This window comes from Cupriavidus sp. 30B13 (assembly GCF_049059565.2).
Lineage (GTDB): Bacteria > Pseudomonadota > Gammaproteobacteria > Burkholderiales > Burkholderiaceae > Cupriavidus.
Genome location: NZ_CP188224.1, coordinates 1,099,119 through 1,117,551 on the forward strand (window position 1 = coordinate 1,099,119; position 18,433 = coordinate 1,117,551).

Genomic DNA, 18,433 nt, shown 5'->3' on the forward strand with positions numbered 1-18,433 from the left:
AGAAGTATCACCATTAGTCGCCCAAGTGGACTCGACATGTGGTGTCTCCAACCCCAGTAGCCGTGTTTACTATCGGGTAAAGCAGCGAAGTTGGGCTGTCTGTTCTTCCACAGTTAGTGCATAAAAATCCGAATTTTTGACCTGGCAGATAGGTCGATGCGAACAAGCCAGTGAAGACTATCGTCTGCTACGAGCGTCAGGTGCGGCCTTAGGGAAGATTTGGACTTTTATGCATCATTAATCCCTGATCGTGCATCCCGGTGGATGTGGTGGAGAAGATAATGAATCAGCCCGCGCCGCGAGTGCGGCCAGCAGCGACACTGCCGCACGATGACCATTGCGGCTTGCATCGCTTTTATCCATCCGCTTAGAGGATCATCATGAGTAAGAACGAGAAAACATGGCTTGTCACCGGCGCTTCAAAGGGCATCGGTCTGGCGCTTGTGCGCGAGCTTCTGAAAAGCGGCGCCAACGTGGTCGCTACGTCGCGTACATTGGCTTCGCTCGTCGATCTGATTGGGCCTGCGTCCGATACGTTCTTGCCCGTACAAGTCGATCTCGTCGATGAGCGCAGCGTGCAGGCCTGTGTTGCTCAAGCCATCGCCCAATTCGGGCGAATCGATGTGATCGTCAACAACGCAGGCTATGGTCTGCAGGGCACCATAGAGGGGATATCCGACGAAGAACTGCGTCGCAACTTCGAAGTGAACGTCTTTGCACCAGCACATGTCCTCCGCCACGTGCTACCTCATATGCGTCAGCAGCGCAGTGGACACGTCTTCAATGTCGGTTCGATTGCCGGCTTTCAGGGCGGGTATGCAGGGTGGGGCATCTACGCGGCTACCAAATTCGCACTTGCAGGGCTTACGGAAGCTCTCGCGGCCGAAATCGCGGAATTCGGTATCAAGGCAACCTTGGTCTATCCGGGGCCTGTTCGTACCGAGTTCCTGTCGTCCGGTTCGCTGGTAGTCGCACGGCACGGCATCGGGGAATACACCGCCGCACAAGCATTGCTCGACGTGCATCTGGATGAAATGGCCGGAAAGCAAGCGGGCGACCCGAACAAGCTCGCTTCCTTGGTCATCCAAGCCGCAGGTGCGGCTGAGCCTCCCCTGCATCTGTTCGCAGGAAAGATTGCAAACGATCTTGCACTCCAGAAATTGGCAGCAGTGGAAAAGGATCTAACGGCTTGGCGCGAAGTATCTGACGCAACTGACTTCCCTGATTAAGTGCGGTGCATACGAGGGGCGGGCAGGCCTATTGGCGAGTCGAAGGGTAATATGCCCCTTCCCAAGGCCGCTGAAGATGCGGCGACATCTCTAGCGCCAACCCATCTCCAATGGCGCGTTGCGCCATCAGTCTTGTGCCATCAGTCTTGTCATCTAGGCCATCCCGTCGGTTCGAGTTGTGCCAGGTGCTATCCCCAACCTTGCCGCACCCACTGGCTGGTTCTTAACCGGAGAAAAACATCATGTCTCATGTCGAATTTTCCGCTGCGGCGGCCGCACCGCGGCGCTATGAAGGGTTTGCGGATCAGTACATCTCAGGCCATTGGCGAACGGGAAGGCTTGGCACTGTGCGGATGGATACCGATCCTTATACAGGCGAGACCTTGGTTGAAATCCCAAACGCCAACGCCAGCGATCTGGACGAGGCCTATCGCGCAGCAGAGCAGGCCCAACGTCAATGGGGCACCGCAGCGCCGCACGAGCGGGCCCGAGTCCTGACCCGCGCTGCCGACATCATGATTTCCCGGCATGAAGAAATCGTGGATTGGCTTATCAGCGAGGCGGGCAGCACCCGAACCAAGGCTGAAATGGAGTGGCAGGTCTCTGTTGGAATCACCCAAGAAGCTGCGACCTTCCCATACAGGACCGAGGGACGTCTGTTGCCCATTGATGCGCCTGGCAAAGAGAGTCGCGCGTATCGTCAGCCTCTCGGCGTGGTGGGAGTGATCAGCCCTTGGAACTTCCCTCTCTATCTAACCCAGCGGTCGGTGGCGCCCGCGTTGGCGCTGGGAAACGCTGTTGTTGTCAAGCCTGCCGAATATACCCCTGTCACTGGGGCTTTGCTGCTGGCGAAGATCTTTGAGGAAGCAGGATTACCTGGCGGGCTGCTCAACGTCGTCATTGGTCCATCCGAAGAGATTGGAGATGCTTTTACTTTGCATCCCGTACCCAGAATGATCTCGTTTACTGGCTCGACGCAGGTTGGCAGGCGGGTCGGGTCTCTCGCTATGACTGGACCACGGATAAAGCGCGTTGCGCTTGAGCTAGGCGGTAACGCGCCGCTCGTTGTGCTTGATGATGCCGACTTGGAGCATGCTGTTCGTAGCGCTGTCGTCGGGCGATTCTTGCATCAAGGTCAGATATGCATGAGCTCGAATCGAATCATTGTCGACGCAAGGGTGCATGATGAATTCGTGGAGCGATTTGTCGAGCACGTCCGGACGCTCAAATATGGCGACCCGCGCGACCCGGCTGTGGCGATTGGGCCGGTGATTAGCCAAAAGCAGCTCACCGCGCATCTCGCCATGCTGAAGCTCGCCCAAGATACCGGCGCTAAGCAGCTACTGGGAGGAGATGCTCAAGGTCTGGTGCTGCCACCCCATGTATTCGTCGATGTCAATAATGACTCCTCCTTCGCTCAAAGTGAAATGTTCGGCCCAATCGCGCCGATTATCAAAGTTGTCGGTGACGAGGAAGCTTTGCGCGTCGCCAACGAGACGGAATTCGGATTATCGTCCGCAGTGTTTACCCAAGACCAAGATCGAGGAATCCGGTTCGCGCTGGGCGTCGAAGCAGGAATGACGCACATCAACGATCATAGTGTTGACGATTCACGCTCAGGCCCCTTTGGCGGCGAAAAGAACAGCGGTCTTGGGCGCTTCGGTGGTGAGTGGATTCTCCATGAACTAACACGAGACCACTGGGTCACGATCCAGCACAACAAGGGAACTTACCCGTTCTGACAAGTGATTCGGTCTATAGGGACTTCCTCAAGTCCGCTGGCAGACCTGATGCATGGAGGGCGGCAACCACGGATAGATCCGCAGGCTGCTGTCGTTATCGAACCCGCCGCAGCTCCTCGCGGTGGGTATTTTTTTCACAGTCTCCGCAGACACACGTGTGCTTTTGACCAACCACGCCAGCCTATGCGGATTGTAGACCGCGTACCGCACCGTGAGCGCCTGTGTGTTGCGGGCCAGCGGTCATCCCCCACACGCACTCCAGACTTGCTGATACGCCGCGAAGGCCGTCCCATCCGTGCAGGTGTGCGGAATGGTGGTCGCGCGGTCGCCATACTTGAGCGTGCTGACGTGCTGGGCACTTCTCGGCCGAGATTCTCCTATCTAGATTTCATTTGGTCATAAACGACTTACTTAAGACGCATCAGAGCCGCTTGCACCCCAGGCAGGTTCAGTCGAAGGAAGAAAGATCGTATTGGATATCGAGAAGCCACTTGTTAAGAAAATCAATAACAGTCTTTTATCCGACAGGCTAATTTTTTCCGTCCCCACTTGGCGTAGCCTCTCGTTCAAGGCTCATCGATCATCCGAAGCGCCCAATTTTTTGCTTTGACTGAATCTACACTGGAACGTCGCCATGCATATCAATCGCATCTGTAAAATTCTCGGAATCGAAAAGCCGGTTATTCAGGCTCCTCTCTCTTGGTTGACTGACGCGCGTCTAGTCGCGGCTGTTGGCAATGCTGGTGGCCTGGGAGTCCTCGGCCCCAACGCTGGACTAACTGCCGAGACCGCAGTATCGACACCGGAAGAGACCGCCGAAAAGATGCGCGACGAAATCAGAAAAACAAAAGCACTCACAGATAAGCCGTTTGGCGTTAACTTGATCCCGGCACCGGAGAACGACATTTGGACTCCGCATATCCTCAAAGTGATGAAGGAAGAGGGTGTCAAAGCGACCCTATACACCGGCTACGGTGCAGGAGCGGTAATTCAAAAATTGTTTGACGAATTGAAGGATGCGGGGATCAAAATCATCTACCGCGACCTTAACCCTACGCCAGAAAACACTCGACTCGCCGAGAATGCCGGTGCTGATATTATTGTCGCTACTGGTTTTGACGAAGGTGGTACTCTGCCTGGCACGGCCCTGGGCACTTTCTCTATTGTTCCACTGATCGTCGATGCGGCAAGAGATGTACCCGTCTTGGCCGCCGGTGGAATCTCCGACAAGCGCACGGCTCGGGCAGCGCACGCCTTGGGTGCCAGTGGAGTTTCCGTGGGTTCCGCGTTTATCGGCACCGTGGAAAGCCGCGTTCCTCAATCTGTAAAGGACAAGATTGTCTCTTCCAACGGGCTTGATTTGCTTCTCTTCCGCACAATGCCTGATTACTACCGATCCCTGCCCGGAAAGCTGGCGCATAAATTAGTAGAGTTGGATAAAGCGGGCGCCAGCAACGAAGAGCTTGGCAAGCTGATGGGCGGGCTGCGTGGTTTGCGAATTGGTATGCTGGAAGGCAATACTGACGATGGCTATATTTCGCTCGGAACAGGTATTGGAAACATTCGTCGCATCAAGACTGTTGCCGAAGTTGTGGATGAGTTAGCCGTATAATTCATCATCGCGCATATAAATCAAACCCTGGTAGCCGCGCCAGTCATCGCTATGAGTGACGCTGTCCTGGAAGACCCTGTCTGCGATGGATGTCGCGAGAACAAGTCTAAGAGTGCAGAGCGGCTAAGTTTGGCTTTCTATCCAAGTATCGTCGATGCTCACAAATCTCTCCACTAACCAGTCGAAGAAAATTTGAATGTGAGGTGCTAAATGGCTACGTGTCGGATAGATAAGCGATATAGGGCGGGGCGCCGGTTTAATATCCTCAAGAATCGCAACTAGTGCCCCGCTGGCAAGATGTTCATCGACGGCTATGCCGGGGGCCTGGATAATGCCGAATCCCGCTAAACCACACCGAATATACGCTTTCGACTCGTTGGCGCTTATGCTTCCGCGGCCGGTATAGGTACGATCTTCTCCGTTGATGCTGAAGTGCCATGGCAAAGGGCGGTTGCTCATACCAGACACGAAACTTACGCTTCGATGGGTGGGAAGATCCTCGATCGAACTAGGGTTTCCGAACTCCGCAAGATAGCTTGGCGACGCGCAAGTCACCATTACCGCGTTGCCGATCCTCCGCGCCACCATGCTGGAGTCTCGTAGTTCGCCAATCCTCAATGCACAGTCCACCCCTTCGGAAATCAAATCGACCGCACGGTCAGTGACGCCCAGGATGAGCTCAATACCAGGGTGGATTTTGTGAAATTGCATTAATAAATCTATGAACTTCTGCTGTGCGAGTGCGGCAGATATATTTAAGCGCACCCTACCTGTAGGCGGTGCTCCGGAAGTACCGAACATCGTCGAAATCTCTGATACGCTACGAAGAATCTCTTCGGCTCGTTGGTAAAAACTTTCTCCCTCTTGAGTGAGGCTGACCTTTCTTGTCGTTCTCTGGAAAAGTCGGACGCCGAGCTTCGTTTCAAGCTCTTGAATGGCAATCGTCACTTGAGGGCGACCAATTTCCATCGCATCGGAGACCTTTGTGAAACTTCCGAGCTCTGCCAATTTCGAGAACACACGCATTAGTTGAATAAATTCCATTCATCTCTCGCTTTTTTCTGGAGCGAAACAAGGTGATCTGCGGCACCCGATTCCATTGGATTGCTTGAACTGTTCCATCCCGCGGTATCGACTCCTGCATTTGCCGATCGAATCCGGTGTTACCTCACGCCTTCATGATCTCAACCAACGCTCTAAGCCCCGCTGATTGATGTTTGCGGCTGGGGAAATAGAGAAACACGCTTTCGTCGACGGTGCACCAGTCTTCGAGGCAGCGTCGCAGTCGGCCATCGTGCAGATACGGTGCGGCGCGATCCTCCCATATGTATGCGAGGCCCAGCCCCCTTGCCGCCGCATCCGCCATCAATTCCTGGCTATCGACCGTCAGGGGACCAGCGACCTCGACCTTCACTATCTCGCCGTCCCTGGCGAATTCCCAGTTAAAGGTAGTCCCGCTAGGAAAAGCATATCGAATGCAATCATGGTCATGCAGATCGTGAGGTGCCATGGGAGGTGGCTTCCTCTCGAAATAGCTTGGTGAACCGACGACGGTAAATCGGAACTTTGGCTTGATTCGCACCGCGATCATGTCCTGCGACAGGCGCTCACCGAAGCGAATACCTGCATCGAAACCTTCCTGCACGATATCGACTAGTGCGTCGGTAGCAACGACCTCCAACTTCAGCCCAGAGTTGGCGGCCAAGAGTTCCATTGCATCACCCAACACATAGGGCGCGATCGAGTTTGGGACATTTAATCTGATAGTGCCGAACGGTGTGGCACGGAACGAGTTCAACCCATCCAGGGCGCTCCGCATGTCAGCTAGTGCTGGCTGCAACCGGGCATGCAGCGCTTCGCCCGCTTCCGTCAGAGACACGCTGCGCGTGGTGCGATGAAAAAGGCGCACGCCCACGCGGCCCTCGAGGCTGCGTATCGAATGACTTACCGCCGAAGCGGACGTCCCCCGTTCCGTGGCTGCTTGGCGGAAACTCAGGTGCCTTGCGACTGACGCAAATACAGCCAGCTCGGCGAGTTCTGCGTTCTCCATTGGTGAGCCTCATTCATCATCGTAACAAATATTGACGACTTTATCATATCAATCAAAACGCTCCAGAATATCGTCAAAGAAATGAGCAGGAATCCTATATCTCGCTTCTTGACGGTCTAACCATTTGAATCTGGAGAAAAAAATGAGCATTCAAGTCTCGCCCCGGACGCTTTCCGGGAAGGTCGCGCTGATCACCGGCGCAAGCTCCGGCATCGGCCGAGCTACTGCCATCGAGCTCGCCGGCCGTGGCGCCAAAGTGGTCGTCAGTGCACGCCGTCGTCCTGAAATCGAAGCGCTCGCCGCCGAGATCCGGAACGAAGGCGGTGAAGCGACGGCCGCTGTTGCCGACATCAACATCGAGCAGGACGTGATCGATCTGGTCGCCACGACGATCTCGACCTATGGCCGGATCGACGTCGCTTTCAACAATGCTGGTACTGAAGGCGAGTTCACGCCGTTCGTGGAGCAGTCGAACGAGGTCTACGACACGATTTTCAATGCCAACGTCCGTGGCGTCTTCTGGTCGATGAAGCACGAGGCGAAGGCCATGCTGGCGCAAGGCGGCGGCACCATCATCAACAACGCGTCGATGGGCGGCGTGATCGGCTTTGCCAACGCCGGTCTCTACATCGCCAGCAAGCATGCAGTACTGGGGCTGACCAAGACCGCATCGATCGAACTGTTCAAGCAAGGCGTGCGCGTCAACGCCGTTAATCCCGGAATCATCGACACGCCGTTCCAGGACCGCATCTGGCCGAGCACTGAAGCGAAGGACGCTTTCGCGGCCTCGACCGTCCCCGGTCGGGCAGGCTTGCCGGAAGAGGTAGCGACCGTGGTGGCGTTCCTTGCTTCCGATGATGCGTCGTTCGTGTCGGGCCACGGCCTGCTGGTCGACGCCGGCTATTCGATCGCCTGATCGAAGACGACCTGCCAGACATCCGGCGGTGCTCGTCCCGATTACAACGTCATCCCGTGCCGGGATAAGCCGCTGAATACTCAAAAACCTTCTAGGAGAATCTGATGAATCACTTCAAGAAGTACATCCTGGGCGCTTTCGTCGCCGCAACGGCAATCATTTCGTCGCAAAGCGCGTCGGCCCAAATTGACATCAAGGCAGGGCCTACCGGCGAAGTTGCCCTCGTCGTCAACTTCGACGTGAAGCCGGGCGCCGAAGCCGAGTTCGAGAAGGTTTTCCAGCGCTCAGTCACTTGCTCCCGCCTGGAACCTGGCAACGTGACTTTCAATGTCCACAAGGTCCTCGGCGCCGAGCGCAGCTATGTTCTCTACGAAATCTGGCGCAACAAGGAGGCTCTGGACAGCCACTTCGAGCGTCCCTATACCAAGGCGCTCTTTGCGATGTTCGAGCGGAACCTGGCGCGTCCGCTCACGGAAGGCGCGGGCGGCCTGCACTTCGTCGCCGACCTCGCCCCGGCGCCGCGCCCAGCGCCCGCGACGACGGACCCCACCTCTGCCGCCGAATGCCGTTGAGCCCAGGGGGCGGAGCGCACCCGGGAAGCTGGATACACCCACGCGCGTTGCCCTGACTAAAGGCTGCAGGATGCCGCTACTTGGAGGCACGCAGCGTAATTCTACTGATTCGGAAGAAGATCATGACCGCACAATCCACGCTCGCCACGCCGGCGCCGACATACGGCGCACAACTCACGCTCATCGCATTCATTCGAGCCAAGCCCGGTCTCGGTGACGAACTGGGACGCCGTCTCGGCACCCTGGTCGAACCCTCGCGCGCCGAGGCTGGCAACATCAATTACGACCTGCATCGTTCGAATGACGATCCGGATGTCTGGGTGCTCTACGAAAACTGGAAGGCAGAAGCTGATCTGACGTTGCATTTCGAGCAGCCCTACATGAAGGCATTCGTCGCGGCACTTCCCGAAGTGCTGGAAGGTGAAATGGATCTGCGCCGTTGCGCAATGGTCACCAATATCGCCGGATAACCAACGCAACTTAGAACCTCATTAAAAAGGATCGGAAAAGTGAAGCTCTTCGAACCTGTTGCGCTGCGCGACGTGACACTGCGCAACCGTTTGATCGTTTCCCCGATGTGCCAATACTCGGCGCAGGGGGGCCATGTCAACGATCACCACCTCATCAATCTCGGGCGATTCGCTATGGGGGGCTTTGGCCTGATCATGGTCGAAGCGACGGCGGTCGTTCCCGGGGGCCGTATCACCCATGGCGATCTCGGCCTCTGGTCGGACGATCACATCCCCGGCCTGCGGCGCATTGCGGAGGCGCTCAAGATGTACGGCGCCGTGGCAGGCATCCAGATCGCGCATGCCGGACCGAAGGCGGCCAGCCAGCGGCCTTGGCAAGGCAACGGGGCCCTCGATGACAGCGACTTCCAGCGCGGCGAGCAGCCGTGGCCTGTGGTCTCTGCCTCCAACAAGCCGTATGCCGATGGCTGGTTAAAGCCTACGGCTTTGACAAGCGCGACAATGGCTGAGGTTAAACAGGCTTTCGTCGACGCGGCGCGACGCGCCGACGCAGCCGGCTTCGATGTGATCGAGGTGCATTGCGCGCACGGCTACCTGCTCAACAGTTTTCTGTCGCCCGTGACCAACGACCGAAAGGATGAGTACGGCGGCGATCTCGAAGGCAGAATGCGTTTTCCCCTGGAGGTCATACAAGCAGTGCGGGCGATCTGGCCGCAGGATAAGCCGCTCTTCGTGCGGGTCTCTGCCGTCGATGGCCTGCGTGAGGGCATGTCTATCGAGGACACGATAGTCTTTGCCCGTCGTCTCAAAGCACTCAGCGTAGACATCGTCGACTGCTCGTCGGGCGGTATCGCCCCGCGCTACGAGTACCCGTCGAGCTATGGCTACCAGGTGCCCTACGCTCAGAAGGTGCGCAGCGAAGTAGGCATCGGCACCGCTGCGGTCGGTCTGATCGTCAATGGTCGTCAAGCGGAAGCTATCGTGGAAAGCGGCCAGGCAGATCTTGTCGCGATCGGCCGAGAGGCGCTGGCCGATCCGAACTTCGCTCTACATGCCGAAGCCGAACTTGGCACTGTTGATCCCAAAGCCCCATTCGCCTCGTGGCCCACACAGGTTGCCTGGTGGCTTCAGGGGCGGGCGGTACAGATCCAGACATTCAGTGGGCGGTCGTGAGCAACGGCACGAGCGCACTACGGCCGATACGAGTACTGCCTTGCGAAGTATCGTGGCTGCGCTGCCATCCCCGTCGATTGCATGAAACCGTTCGTAGACGAACACCGTATTCGTCCAGGAGCGGATCATGTCCACTCGGTCGATCTGGTGCGCGAAGTCTTTGAGCACTTTTCGCGCGCCCCTTTCGGGAACTGCGCTTGATCAACCCTGGCGTCCAGGTACGGCCTGACTAGCCATCTAAGGCGCCACACATCTTTAAGGATACAGACGTGGAATACGTGAAATTCGGCAGGACGGGAATGGATGTGTCGCGCTTGGTGCTCGGCTGCATGAGCTTTGGCGACGCCTCGCGCGGCGATCACGCCTGGACACTGGACGAAGCCGCTAGCCGGGAGATCATTAAACAAGCGCTGGAGGCTGGCATAAATTTTCTGGATACGGCGAATGCCTACTCCGACGGTACGTCGGAGGAAATCGTTGGCCGGGCGATCAAGGACTACGCTCGGCGCGACGAGATCGTACTGGCAACGAAGGTGTTCATGCGCATGCACGCTGGCCCGAACGGTGCCGGACTGTCACGTAAGGCGATCTTCGCGGAAATCGACAACAGCCTGCGACGGCTGGGCACTGATTACGTGGATCTGTACCAGATCCATCGCTGGGATTTCGATACGCCGATCGAAGAAACGCTGGAGGCCCTGCACGATGTGGTGAAAGCAGGTAAAGCTCGATACATTGGGGCGTCTTCCATGGCGACATGGCAATTTGCCAAGGCAGTCTACACTTCTCGCCTCCATGGATGGACGCCCTTCGTCAGCATGCAGAATCACCTGAACCTGTTGTACCGCGAGGAGGAGCGCGAAATGCTGCCGTTCTGCCGCGACCAGGAGCTGGCGGTAATCCCATGGAGTCCCTTGGCGCGCGGTCGGCTCACTCGGGCATGGGACGAGACCACCAGTCGACTGGAGACCGACAAGATCGGACGATCACTCTATGTCGAAAGCGACGCTCAGATCGTTGAGAGAGTCGGAGCAATCGCGCAGGCGCGCGGAATTTCTCGAGCTCAGGTCGCGCTCGCCTGGCTACTCCAGAAACCGGGTGTCACGGGACCTATCATCGGCGCCACTCGCGCGCAACACCTGGTGGATGCCGTCGCCGCGCTGTCGGTGAAACTGACCGATGAAGAGATCAAGGACCTGGAGGCGCCATATACACCTCATGAAGTCAGCGGCATTACGGTGATCAGGTAATCTACGAGCGAGGACGAGGCAGCTAGCTAACTAAGGACATGGATTCTGCCAGCTGGCTGCTGTGCGGCCTGTGGCTGCTGGGATCTATGGGCAGGGCGCTGCCGCCCCGAACAGCATCCCGTAGTAGGTCTTGCCATCGCGCAGATGCGAGCCGAATGTGAAATTCTTTGCCAACATGTTGTCCATGTCCTCGCGGGCGTGGCGCATCCCGCTGAGTGCCTGTCTCTACGTGGCGCTATCGGTGGACGCCTCACGTGTAGTCAACCAGTCCAGCCCCCGCGAGAGTTCGCCAGGGAGAAGTCGTTGACTAAATGGCACGTTGGCGCGACATGTTTCAAGACTCCGCTCGGAGTCTCATCGCATCCTGCATAGGGGGCGCACCGAACAGCCTCTTATATTCACGATGGAACTGCGACTGGTTGTCATAGCCCACCATCGAAGCAACGACCCCCACATCGCTTGCGCGCTTAAGCATAAGACGGCGCGCTTCGAAGAGTCGCAACCGTTTCTGATATTGCAGAGGACTCAGTGCCGTCGCTTCTTTGAAATGTTGATGCAATGAGGAAACGCTCATGTTTACGTGCTCTGCCAGATCGTCGATCCTCATAGGCACATCAAAGTGAGCCTTAATCCACTCGACAGCCTTGGCCACTTTGAACGCGCGGCTGTCGGCCACTAGAGCATGGCGCAGGCGCATCCCCTGACTGCTCATCAGCAGCCGATAAATGATTTCCTGCTCAATCAACGGCGCCAATACTGGGATGTGCTTGGGCGTGTCAAGGAGCCTCGCCAGCCGGTATGCGGCATCCAGCAAATCCAGCGATAGATCCCCTACGCTGATGCCGAGCCCGAGCGGGGTCTCATCGGGAGGTGGTAGTTCACGTGTGGCAACCAGATGTGCGACCTTTTCCATGTCAATCTCAAAGGAGAAACACAGGTAAGGTTTTTCGCGGCTCGCTTTGGTCACTCGTCCGATGATCGGGATGTCAATCGATGTGACCAAACACCGTTCAGAGTCGTAGTCGTAACTCATATCGCCCGCAGTAACAGTCTTTGCTCCTTGCGCGGCGAAGATAAGTGCCACTTTGCTGAAGGCTGACTCTTCCTTGGACGGTGCGGAGAAGCGCCAGAACGTCAGAGATGGGATCGCAACGCGATGCTCGCCATCGATGGGCGAGAAGCGCTCCACGATCGAGGCGAGCTCGCTGGAGATGGTCTCCCGGGAGGTCAGCGGCGTTTTATGATCTAGTAGATCCATACTATTTAGCCTAGGAATGTGCCATCACAATTTACACAATACTGGCTATCCATGCTCCAGGAAGTTTACAAATTCGGAAAATAGTACTTAATTCTCGGAGGATCGTGGAGTTTCATTTGACGGCTTCGGATCGAGAATTCTGTGTGCGCGGAGCTGCCGTCGACTTCCGCTACTCCTCGGGCGGAGATGCTTCCGTGCCGCCTCGAAGCCTTCACCGATGGCGCTCTGGAAGCGGGTCAGATAGCCGACGAACGTACTTGCACCGACAGGTATGGGTTGTCTGACGGAAGTTCCTCAAACAGCCCCGAAGGGGCATCCAGGAGTAGCCGTGCAAGCGGCGCGCCTTGCGCGGGCCGGTCACATCGCACGTCCAGATGTTGAGGCCGCTCGCCTGCTTGCGATGCAGATGCACCCGCTCGAACTGTTTCTGAACCCACTGCCAGTCAACCACGTTCTCCAGCCCTGCCAGGCTGGCGACCTGCGGATGTTCCCGGGCATACCGATGAAACAGCCCAGGACTGACTAGAAAGGCCGTACCGTCCACGGTATGCACCAGCGCACGCGCGTCGTTGATGATGAGTTTGCGGCTTTGGATGGCCTCTTGAGCCAATCCATGAAGTGTTCACCAGACACTTGGGCTTTGTTCGGAACAGTGACCTTCTGCTCCGGAACAACAATGTGCTGCGTCGCATCCCCGGTTAGTGCTCTTCCTTGGGCAGGTAGCGCAATCCGTCCAGTAGGCGAGCAGCTTCTCGACGCGGCGCGCTTCGGCCTTCACCTGCAATTCGTCGTAGCGACGCCGTTCTTCGTCCGACCGGGCTTCGACGCCCAGCGCGGAAAGCGGGTCCAGGTTGGGCGAATAGGTGCCCAGCGGTCCCTCCATCAGTTCGCGGTAGCGCGCCCATTCCTGCGGTTGCAGTTCCCAGTCGCTCGCCACGCGGCGAAGCCCGGCAGGCCGTCTTGATGAGCATCAACCAGCAACTGCTTGTCTTGGCAGGCCTGCGCTTGCCCTGATTACAAATCAGGCAACCCAGCATTCCCCAGCCATTTTCTTGATAAAGAAGTTGCCAAGGCGAGTGGATTAGTCCATTATTCGGCCCATCGATTTGCCGGGGCGGTATGAAAACTCCCCGGGAAATCAATGAGTCGGGATGGAAAGCCATGTCCCTCTCACCCGCCAGTGCGTCAGCACGACAGCAGCAAGATCGCCCATGTGGCTCAGTGGTAGAGCACTCCCTTGGTAAGGGAGAGGTCGGCAGTTCGATCCTGCCCATGGGCACCATTTCCCTTTACGCTTCACGCGGTGCCGTGGCAGAAATCGTGCCGCCGGCATGGGTTGCGCATGTCCGGCGCCACTGCGTTCGTGTGTTCATGACGGCCCGGTTGTCCGGGCCGCGGCGCCAGCGCCGCGGCTGCGCTTCCAGCTTGCCGGCGGCATGCCGAATTCGCGCTTGAATGCGCGGTTGAACGCCGCTTCCGAATCGTAGCCAACCTGCTCGGCGACCGCGGCGAGCGGGCGGCCGCTGCCGAGCAGTTCCTTGGCGGCGATCTGCAGGCCGCTAGTGCGCGAGGTATTGCATGGGCGGCTGGTCGAGCAGGTCGGTAAAGCGCTGCGCGAGCGCGGAGCGCGACAGGCCTTCGGCGCGCTGGACGCCGCCGGGCAGGCTGCCCTTACCGAGGACCTGCGCGTGCTGATGCACGAGCGCAACCGCTCGGACGATCACACGCTGGTGCTGCCGTCCGAATACCTGGAGGTGGTGATCGAGCGCGGCTGAAGCAGGGGCTTCCCGGGGCGCGGGGTCAGTCGCAGATGATCGCGGTGATGAACGGCGCCGCATGCTCGGCGCGCGCCTTGCTGCCCGAGGTGGACAGCGTCTTGGCGATGGCCTCCGTGCTGCCGACCACGGCGACGCCGTAGAGCGGCTTGTCCAGCGGCGTGCCCTTGCCGGCCTTGAACAGCGCGTCGCCGGGCTGGTAGCCGAACACGGCGAACACGCTGCGGCCGAGCACGGTCATGCCGGCGTCGCTCTTGGGCCAGAAGGCGTTGACGGAGTTGTCTTCCACCCGCATCGGGCTGGCGTCGATCAGGCGCTGCTGCTGCAGGCCGGCGACGAACTGGTGGGCGGTGTCGCCGCAGGCCAGCAAGGCGTCGAACGAGGCGGCGCTGCCCAGCGCCGGCATGGCGGCCAGCAGTGCCGCGAGTAGCGGATATCTCATGATGGCCGCTACTTTACCCTGCCTCGCGGCTGGCCGGTTGTACCGGTCCATGGCCCTGCTCATTGCATGGCCTTGAGGTCGCCGACGCGCACCAGCATCTCGGTGAACATCTGCATGTCCAGGTCGAGGTCGGCCACTTCCTTGTACTCGCTGGCGTTGTGCGCGGTGTATTTCTTGCCCGGCATGGCGGGGCCGAAGTTGATGGCGTTGGGCATCAGCTTGGCCGTGGTGCTGCCCGCGGTGGACACCGGCTGCGCCGGCAGGCCGGTGGTGTCGCCGAAGATGTCCAGCAGCGTGGACAGCCATGCGCCCTTGGGGTCGCGCGCCATCCAGTTGCCCTGTTCATGGCTGACGGCCAGGGTGGTGTGAGTGGCGGCGGCCCAGGCGTCGATCTTGGACGCCACCGCCGCGCGCAGCGCCTCGGGCGTGCTGCCGCGCGGCATGCGCACGTTGGCGGTGACTTCCAGCTGGCCGTCCTTCTCGCGCACCAGGTTGGGCGAGACGGTGAGCGGGCCCATGAAGTCGTCCTGGTAGGCCACGCCCATGTTCTGGCCGAGATAGTCCAGGCCGTACAGGTCTTCCAGGTACCAGGCGGCGCGGGCGTAGTGGTTGTCGGCCAGCGGCACGCCGGACTGGCGCAGGAACAGCGCCAGGCGCGGCAGCGGGTTGACGCCTTCCTCGGGGCGCGAGCCGTGGGCGGAGGTGCCGGTGACCTTCACTTCGAGGCCGTCGCCGGACTGGGCGATGTCGATGCTGAACTTGCCCTGCGCCGCGTACCTGGCGACGAAGGCGCCGCGCGCGGCTTCCAGGCGCGTGCGCGCGGCCGCCAGGTCGCCGCCCTTGAGCAGCGCGGTGGCGGTCTGCGGCACGGCGTTGGCGGCCGCCGCGCCGCTCATGGCGACGATGGCGGTGGCCTTGCCGTCGGCGGGCCGCAGCGGGAACGACACCTTCAGCGCGCCCGAGCCTTTTTCGGCGACCACGGCGGGGTATTTGCTGTCGAGCACGATGTTGTAGGCGGGCAGCGTGGTGCGCTGCTGGTAGTACTTCATGCCGTCGCCGCCGGTTTCCTCGGTGGTCTCGATCATCAGGCGGATGGTGCGGTCGAGCCTGAGGCCGCTGTCCTTCACGGTCTTCATCGCGTACAGCACGGTGGCGATCGAGCCCTTGTCGTCGATGGTGCCGCGGCCGTAGAGGTAGTCGCCCACGCGCGTGGCCTTGAACGGGTCGAGCCGGGTGCCGTCGTCGAGCACCCATTCGCCGGCCGCCGCGGGCACCACGTCGGCGTGCGTCAGCAGGCCGAACGCTTCCTTGCCGCGGCCCGGCAGCGTGACTTCGAACACGCGGTTGTCCACGTTGCGGAACTGCAGGCCGAAGTCGCGCGCCATGTCTTCCACCAGCTTGCCGAAGGCGACGATGGCCGGGTTCTCGTGCTGGGGCACCTTGTCGTCGCGCACGGTACGCAGTGCCACCATGCGGCCGATGGCGCCCAGCACGGCGTCATGGTTGTGCAGGCGGTTGTACACGCCGAGCAGGCGGCCGACGTTGACGAGGTCGTCGCCGCGCAGCGGCTGGTGCCGGCGATAGGCGGCCACGCTGCGCGCCAGCATCGGCTCGGCCTTGACCGCCTGGTCGAGAAAGGCGTCGAGGCTGGCCGGCGCGCTCGCCGCCCCGGCGGCCACCAGCGCGTCGAGCCCGGGTTTCTTCAGCGTGTCGGCGAAGGCTTGCGGCGCGGCGGCCAGCGATAGCAGGAGCAGCGGCGCGAGGAAGGACGGGCGGAAAGACGAGCGTTTCATGGACGTGGCCTGTCGGGGTATGGCGTGAAACGCGCGATATTCGCACAAGCCGGTGCCCGGGCGCAAATGCGGTTTTCCCCGCCCCGCCAGCCGGCCCGGCGCTGGGGCCGGCACGTCACCCGCGGCCCATGCGCGGCGGTCCGCAGGGCGGCAAATGCTGTCCAGGCGGCTACCGCACACAACGCTGGCCGCGCGGCCCGCATCGGCCGATGCGAACCGCCGGACCTCGGTAGAATCCATCAACCCCACAAGCGCGGCGGCCCCGGTGCCGGCATGCCCGCGGCACCAAAGGAACGAGACAAGATGAGCAGCCAGCCCGCCCCCGCAGCCACCCCCGCGCCGTCCGCCCCGGCGGACGCCAGGCCCGTGCTCGAATACCCCTGCGGCGACGCGCCCGCGCCCGGCACCGTGCGCGAGATCGTGCCCGGCCTGCTGTGGATCCGCATGCCGATGCCGTTCGCGCTGAGCCATATCAACCTGTGGGCGGCGCGCGACGGCAGCGGCTGGGCCGGCTTCGACGCGGGCCTGCAGACCACCGAGACCGCCACCGCCTGGCATGATCTGTTCGCCGCGCAGGGCGCGCTGTCCGACGGGCTGACCCGCCTGTTCGTCACCCACATGCATCCCGACCATATCGGCATGGCCGGCTGGCTGACCCGCAAGTTCGGCTGCCGGCTGTGGATGACGCGGCTGGAATACCTGAACTGCCGCGTGCTGGCGGCCGACACCGGGCGCGAGGCGCCGCAGGACGGCGTGCGCTTCTACCGCCGCGCCGGCTGGGACGACAAGGCCATCGAGGCCTATCGCGCGCGCTTCGGCGGTTTCGGCAAGTTCGTGCACGCGCTGCCGGACAGCTACCGGCGCCTGCGCGACGGCGAGTCGCTGCGGATCGGCGAGCACGAGTGGCGCGTGGTGGTGGGCAACGGCCATTCGCCGGAGCATGCCTGCTTCTACAGCGAAGCGCTGAAGATCCTCATCAGCGGCGACCAGATCCTGCCGCGCATCTCGTCCAACGTGTCGGTGTTCCCGACCGAGCCCGATGCCGACCCGATGGGCGACTGGCTGGCCTCGCTGGCCAAGCTGCGGCGCGAGGTGCCGGACGACGTGCTGGTGCTGCCGGCCCACAACGAGCCGTTCCGCGGCCTGCATGCCCGCATCGACTACCTGGCGCGCAGCCAGCACGCGGCGCTGGACCGGCTGCGCCTGGCGCTGGGCACGCCGAAGCGGGCGGTGGACGTGTTCGGCGAACTGTTCTCGCGGCCCATCGGCGCGGAGCCGGGGCTGCTGGGCATGGCCACCGGCGAGAGCATCGCGCACCTGAACTACCTGCTGCAGCGGGGCGAAGCCGTGGCCGAGACGGACGACGCCGGCATCGCCTGGTACCGCGCCGCCTGACGCGGCACGCGGCTACCAGACCGGCACCGTGGGCAGGTGCCAGTCGTTCCAGACCGCCAGCAGCCGCAGCACGAAGCAGGCGCCGCCGCCGGCCACGGCGGCCGCCACCGGCGGCAGGCCCAGTGAGCGCGTGCCGACCGCCACCGCCGCGCCGAGCCACGCCGCGGTGGCGTAGACGTCCGCATGCAGCACCACGGGCACTTGTGCCAGCAGCATGTCGCGCACCGCGCCGCCGCCCACGCCGGTGACGGCGCCCATCAGGGTGGCGATGAACGGGCGCACGCCGTAGAGCCGGGCCTTCTGCGCGCCGGCCACGGCGAACAGCGACAGGCCGGCCGCGTCCAGCATCGTTGGCAGCATCCCGGCGAAATCGCGCGCCGCCGCGTGGAAGACGAAGGCTGCCACCCCGGTCAGCATGGCCAGCGCGGGGTAGCGCCAGTCGCGGATGGCATTGGGCGGGGCCGCGCCGATCAGCAGGTCGCGCAGGATGCCGCCGCCCACCGCGGTGACCAGCGACACCACCAGCACGCCCAGCAGGTCGAGCCCGTGCCGCATGCCGACGATGGCGCCTTCCAGCGCAAACACGGTGGTTCCGGCCAGATCGGCTGCCAGCACGACGACTTCGGCTTTTGTTCTCATTGAGGGCGCTTGGCGAAGGTAGCGCATAGAGCATACTGGCCCCCGCGCCGGCGCGCCAGCGTATGAGCGCGGCAGGCGCGCGGTGTGGTTTGGCGCCGACGCCCGGCGGCGCCCTCG

General features: G+C 60.9%; 17 protein-coding genes, 1 tRNA gene and 2 pseudogenes. 11 read left to right on the forward strand and 9 right to left on the reverse strand.

Going from position 1 to position 18,433, the window contains the following annotated elements:
* Positions 1-380 precede the first annotated feature (380 nt).
* The 3 genes from ACKI2N_RS24185 (at position 381) to ACKI2N_RS24195 (ending at position 4,583) form a co-directional block, all read left to right on the forward strand.
* Positions 381-1,229, forward strand: coding sequence for an SDR family NAD(P)-dependent oxidoreductase (locus ACKI2N_RS24185; RefSeq protein ID WP_420997654.1), 849 nt, complete (start codon positions 381-383; stop codon positions 1,227-1,229).
* Positions 1,230-1,471: 242 nt separating this feature from the next.
* On the forward strand, positions 1,472-2,971 hold the full coding sequence (locus ACKI2N_RS24190; protein ID WP_420997653.1) for an aldehyde dehydrogenase family protein: 1,500 nt from the start codon (positions 1,472-1,474) through the stop codon (positions 2,969-2,971).
* Between the two features lie 634 nt (positions 2,972-3,605).
* Positions 3,606-4,583 carry an NAD(P)H-dependent flavin oxidoreductase gene (locus tag ACKI2N_RS24195; protein ID WP_420997652.1) on the forward strand — a complete coding sequence of 326 codons (978 nt, stop codon included), beginning with the start codon at positions 3,606-3,608 and terminating at the stop codon, positions 4,581-4,583.
* A gap of 123 nt (positions 4,584-4,706) precedes the next feature.
* On the opposite strand, the gene ACKI2N_RS24200 is transcribed toward ACKI2N_RS24195, so the two are convergent.
* Both ACKI2N_RS24200 and ACKI2N_RS24205 read right to left on the reverse strand, forming a co-directional pair.
* A complete protein-coding gene (locus ACKI2N_RS24200) occupies positions 4,707-5,627 on the reverse strand; it encodes a LysR substrate-binding domain-containing protein (RefSeq protein WP_420997651.1) in 921 nt (306 codons plus the stop codon).
* A 124-nt stretch (positions 5,628-5,751) separates the two neighbouring features.
* Positions 5,752-6,633 carry a LysR family transcriptional regulator gene (locus tag ACKI2N_RS24205; RefSeq protein ID WP_420997650.1) on the reverse strand — a complete coding sequence of 294 codons (882 nt, stop codon included), beginning with the start codon at positions 6,631-6,633 and terminating at the stop codon, positions 5,752-5,754.
* Positions 6,634-6,775: 142 nt separating this feature from the next.
* Between ACKI2N_RS24205 and ACKI2N_RS24210 the strand changes: the two genes are divergently transcribed.
* The 5 genes from ACKI2N_RS24210 (at position 6,776) to ACKI2N_RS24230 (ending at position 11,014) form a co-directional block, all read left to right on the forward strand.
* The gene (locus ACKI2N_RS24210; protein ID WP_420997649.1) at positions 6,776-7,549 is read left to right on the forward strand and encodes an SDR family NAD(P)-dependent oxidoreductase; all 774 of its coding nucleotides are present in this window, start codon (positions 6,776-6,778) and stop codon (positions 7,547-7,549) included.
* Between the two features lie 104 nt (positions 7,550-7,653).
* Positions 7,654-8,121, forward strand: coding sequence for a putative quinol monooxygenase (locus tag ACKI2N_RS24215; protein ID WP_420997648.1), 468 nt, complete (start codon positions 7,654-7,656; stop codon positions 8,119-8,121).
* A 122-nt stretch (positions 8,122-8,243) separates the two neighbouring features.
* Complete coding sequence (locus ACKI2N_RS24220; RefSeq protein ID WP_420997647.1) at positions 8,244-8,591, forward strand: putative quinol monooxygenase; 348 nt, start codon at positions 8,244-8,246, stop codon at positions 8,589-8,591.
* Positions 8,592-8,621: 30 nt separating this feature from the next.
* Positions 8,622-9,764, forward strand: a complete 1,143-nt coding sequence (locus ACKI2N_RS24225) for an NADH:flavin oxidoreductase/NADH oxidase (protein WP_420997694.1) — start codon at positions 8,622-8,624, stop codon at positions 9,762-9,764.
* A gap of 269 nt (positions 9,765-10,033) precedes the next feature.
* A complete protein-coding gene (locus ACKI2N_RS24230) occupies positions 10,034-11,014 on the forward strand; it encodes an aldo/keto reductase (protein ID WP_420997646.1) in 981 nt (326 codons plus the stop codon).
* 334 nt (positions 11,015-11,348) lie between these two features.
* Here ACKI2N_RS24230 and ACKI2N_RS24235 read toward each other — a convergent pair whose 3' ends face one another.
* The 3 genes and pseudogenes from ACKI2N_RS24235 to ACKI2N_RS24245 all read right to left on the reverse strand — a co-directional run.
* Positions 11,349-12,272, reverse strand: a complete 924-nt coding sequence (locus tag ACKI2N_RS24235; protein WP_420997645.1) for an AraC family transcriptional regulator N-terminal domain-containing protein — start codon at positions 12,270-12,272, stop codon at positions 11,349-11,351.
* A gap of 236 nt (positions 12,273-12,508) precedes the next feature.
* Positions 12,509-12,905 (reverse strand): annotated as a pseudogene (locus ACKI2N_RS24240) (conjugal transfer nickase/helicase domain-containing protein); the annotation flags it as partial.
* A gap of 103 nt (positions 12,906-13,008) precedes the next feature.
* Positions 13,009-13,212, reverse strand: a pseudogene (locus tag ACKI2N_RS24245) (TIGR03759 family integrating conjugative element protein); the annotation flags it as partial.
* A 267-nt stretch (positions 13,213-13,479) separates the two neighbouring features.
* On the opposite strand from ACKI2N_RS24245, the gene ACKI2N_RS24250 reads away from it, so the two are divergent.
* Positions 13,480-13,554: transfer RNA gene (locus tag ACKI2N_RS24250), tRNA-Thr, on the forward strand.
* 87 nt (positions 13,555-13,641) lie between these two features.
* On the opposite strand, the gene ACKI2N_RS24255 is transcribed toward ACKI2N_RS24250, so the two are convergent.
* Positions 13,642-13,827, reverse strand: coding sequence for a helix-turn-helix domain-containing protein (locus tag ACKI2N_RS24255; RefSeq protein WP_426990960.1), 186 nt, complete (start codon positions 13,825-13,827; stop codon positions 13,642-13,644).
* Positions 13,828-13,834: 7 nt separating this feature from the next.
* Between ACKI2N_RS24255 and ACKI2N_RS24260 the strand changes: the two genes are divergently transcribed.
* Positions 13,835-14,047, forward strand: a complete 213-nt coding sequence (locus ACKI2N_RS24260) for a hypothetical protein (RefSeq protein WP_420997697.1) — start codon at positions 13,835-13,837, stop codon at positions 14,045-14,047.
* A 25-nt stretch (positions 14,048-14,072) separates the two neighbouring features.
* Here ACKI2N_RS24260 and ACKI2N_RS24265 read toward each other — a convergent pair whose 3' ends face one another.
* Together ACKI2N_RS24265 and ACKI2N_RS24270 are read right to left on the reverse strand one after the other, a co-directional pair.
* The gene (locus ACKI2N_RS24265) at positions 14,073-14,489 is read right to left on the reverse strand and encodes a hypothetical protein (RefSeq protein WP_420997644.1); all 417 of its coding nucleotides are present in this window, start codon (positions 14,487-14,489) and stop codon (positions 14,073-14,075) included.
* Positions 14,490-14,548: 59 nt separating this feature from the next.
* Entirely contained in the window at positions 14,549-16,282 is a 1,734-nt protein-coding gene (locus tag ACKI2N_RS24270; protein WP_420997643.1) for a dipeptidase, read from the reverse strand.
* 303 nt (positions 16,283-16,585) lie between these two features.
* On the opposite strand from ACKI2N_RS24270, the gene ACKI2N_RS24275 reads away from it, so the two are divergent.
* Positions 16,586-17,677, forward strand: coding sequence for an MBL fold metallo-hydrolase (locus tag ACKI2N_RS24275; RefSeq protein WP_420997642.1), 1,092 nt, complete (start codon positions 16,586-16,588; stop codon positions 17,675-17,677).
* A gap of 12 nt (positions 17,678-17,689) precedes the next feature.
* Here ACKI2N_RS24275 and ACKI2N_RS24280 read toward each other — a convergent pair whose 3' ends face one another.
* Positions 17,690-18,316: a trimeric intracellular cation channel family protein gene (locus ACKI2N_RS24280; protein ID WP_420997641.1), complete on the reverse strand. Its 627-nt coding sequence runs from the start codon at positions 18,314-18,316 to the stop codon at positions 17,690-17,692.
* Positions 18,317-18,433: the final 117 nt, after the last annotated feature.

Coding starts and splice junctions, on each gene's coding strand:
- ACKI2N_RS24190 (WP_420997653.1), top strand. CDS start 1,472: ATGTCTCATGTCGAATTTTCCGCTGCGGCGGCCGCACCGCGGCGCTAT.
- ACKI2N_RS24265 (WP_420997644.1), bottom strand. CDS start 14,489: ATGAGATATCCGCTACTCGCGGCACTGCTGGCCGCCATGCCGGCGCTG.
- ACKI2N_RS24185 (WP_420997654.1), top strand. CDS start 381: ATGAGTAAGAACGAGAAAACATGGCTTGTCACCGGCGCTTCAAAGGGC.
- ACKI2N_RS24200 (WP_420997651.1), bottom strand. CDS start 5,627: ATGGAATTTATTCAACTAATGCGTGTGTTCTCGAAATTGGCAGAGCTC.
- ACKI2N_RS24275 (WP_420997642.1), top strand. CDS start 16,586: ATGAGCAGCCAGCCCGCCCCCGCAGCCACCCCCGCGCCGTCCGCCCCG.
- ACKI2N_RS24270 (WP_420997643.1), bottom strand. CDS start 16,282: ATGAAACGCTCGTCTTTCCGCCCGTCCTTCCTCGCGCCGCTGCTCCTG.
- ACKI2N_RS24280 (WP_420997641.1), bottom strand. CDS start 18,316: ATGAGAACAAAAGCCGAAGTCGTCGTGCTGGCAGCCGATCTGGCCGGA.
- ACKI2N_RS24215 (WP_420997648.1), top strand. CDS start 7,654: ATGAATCACTTCAAGAAGTACATCCTGGGCGCTTTCGTCGCCGCAACG.
- ACKI2N_RS24210 (WP_420997649.1), top strand. CDS start 6,776: ATGAGCATTCAAGTCTCGCCCCGGACGCTTTCCGGGAAGGTCGCGCTG.
- ACKI2N_RS24195 (WP_420997652.1), top strand. CDS start 3,606: ATGCATATCAATCGCATCTGTAAAATTCTCGGAATCGAAAAGCCGGTT.
- ACKI2N_RS24205 (WP_420997650.1), bottom strand. CDS start 6,633: ATGGAGAACGCAGAACTCGCCGAGCTGGCTGTATTTGCGTCAGTCGCA.
- ACKI2N_RS24235 (WP_420997645.1), bottom strand. CDS start 12,272: ATGGATCTACTAGATCATAAAACGCCGCTGACCTCCCGGGAGACCATC.
- ACKI2N_RS24220 (WP_420997647.1), top strand. CDS start 8,244: ATGACCGCACAATCCACGCTCGCCACGCCGGCGCCGACATACGGCGCA.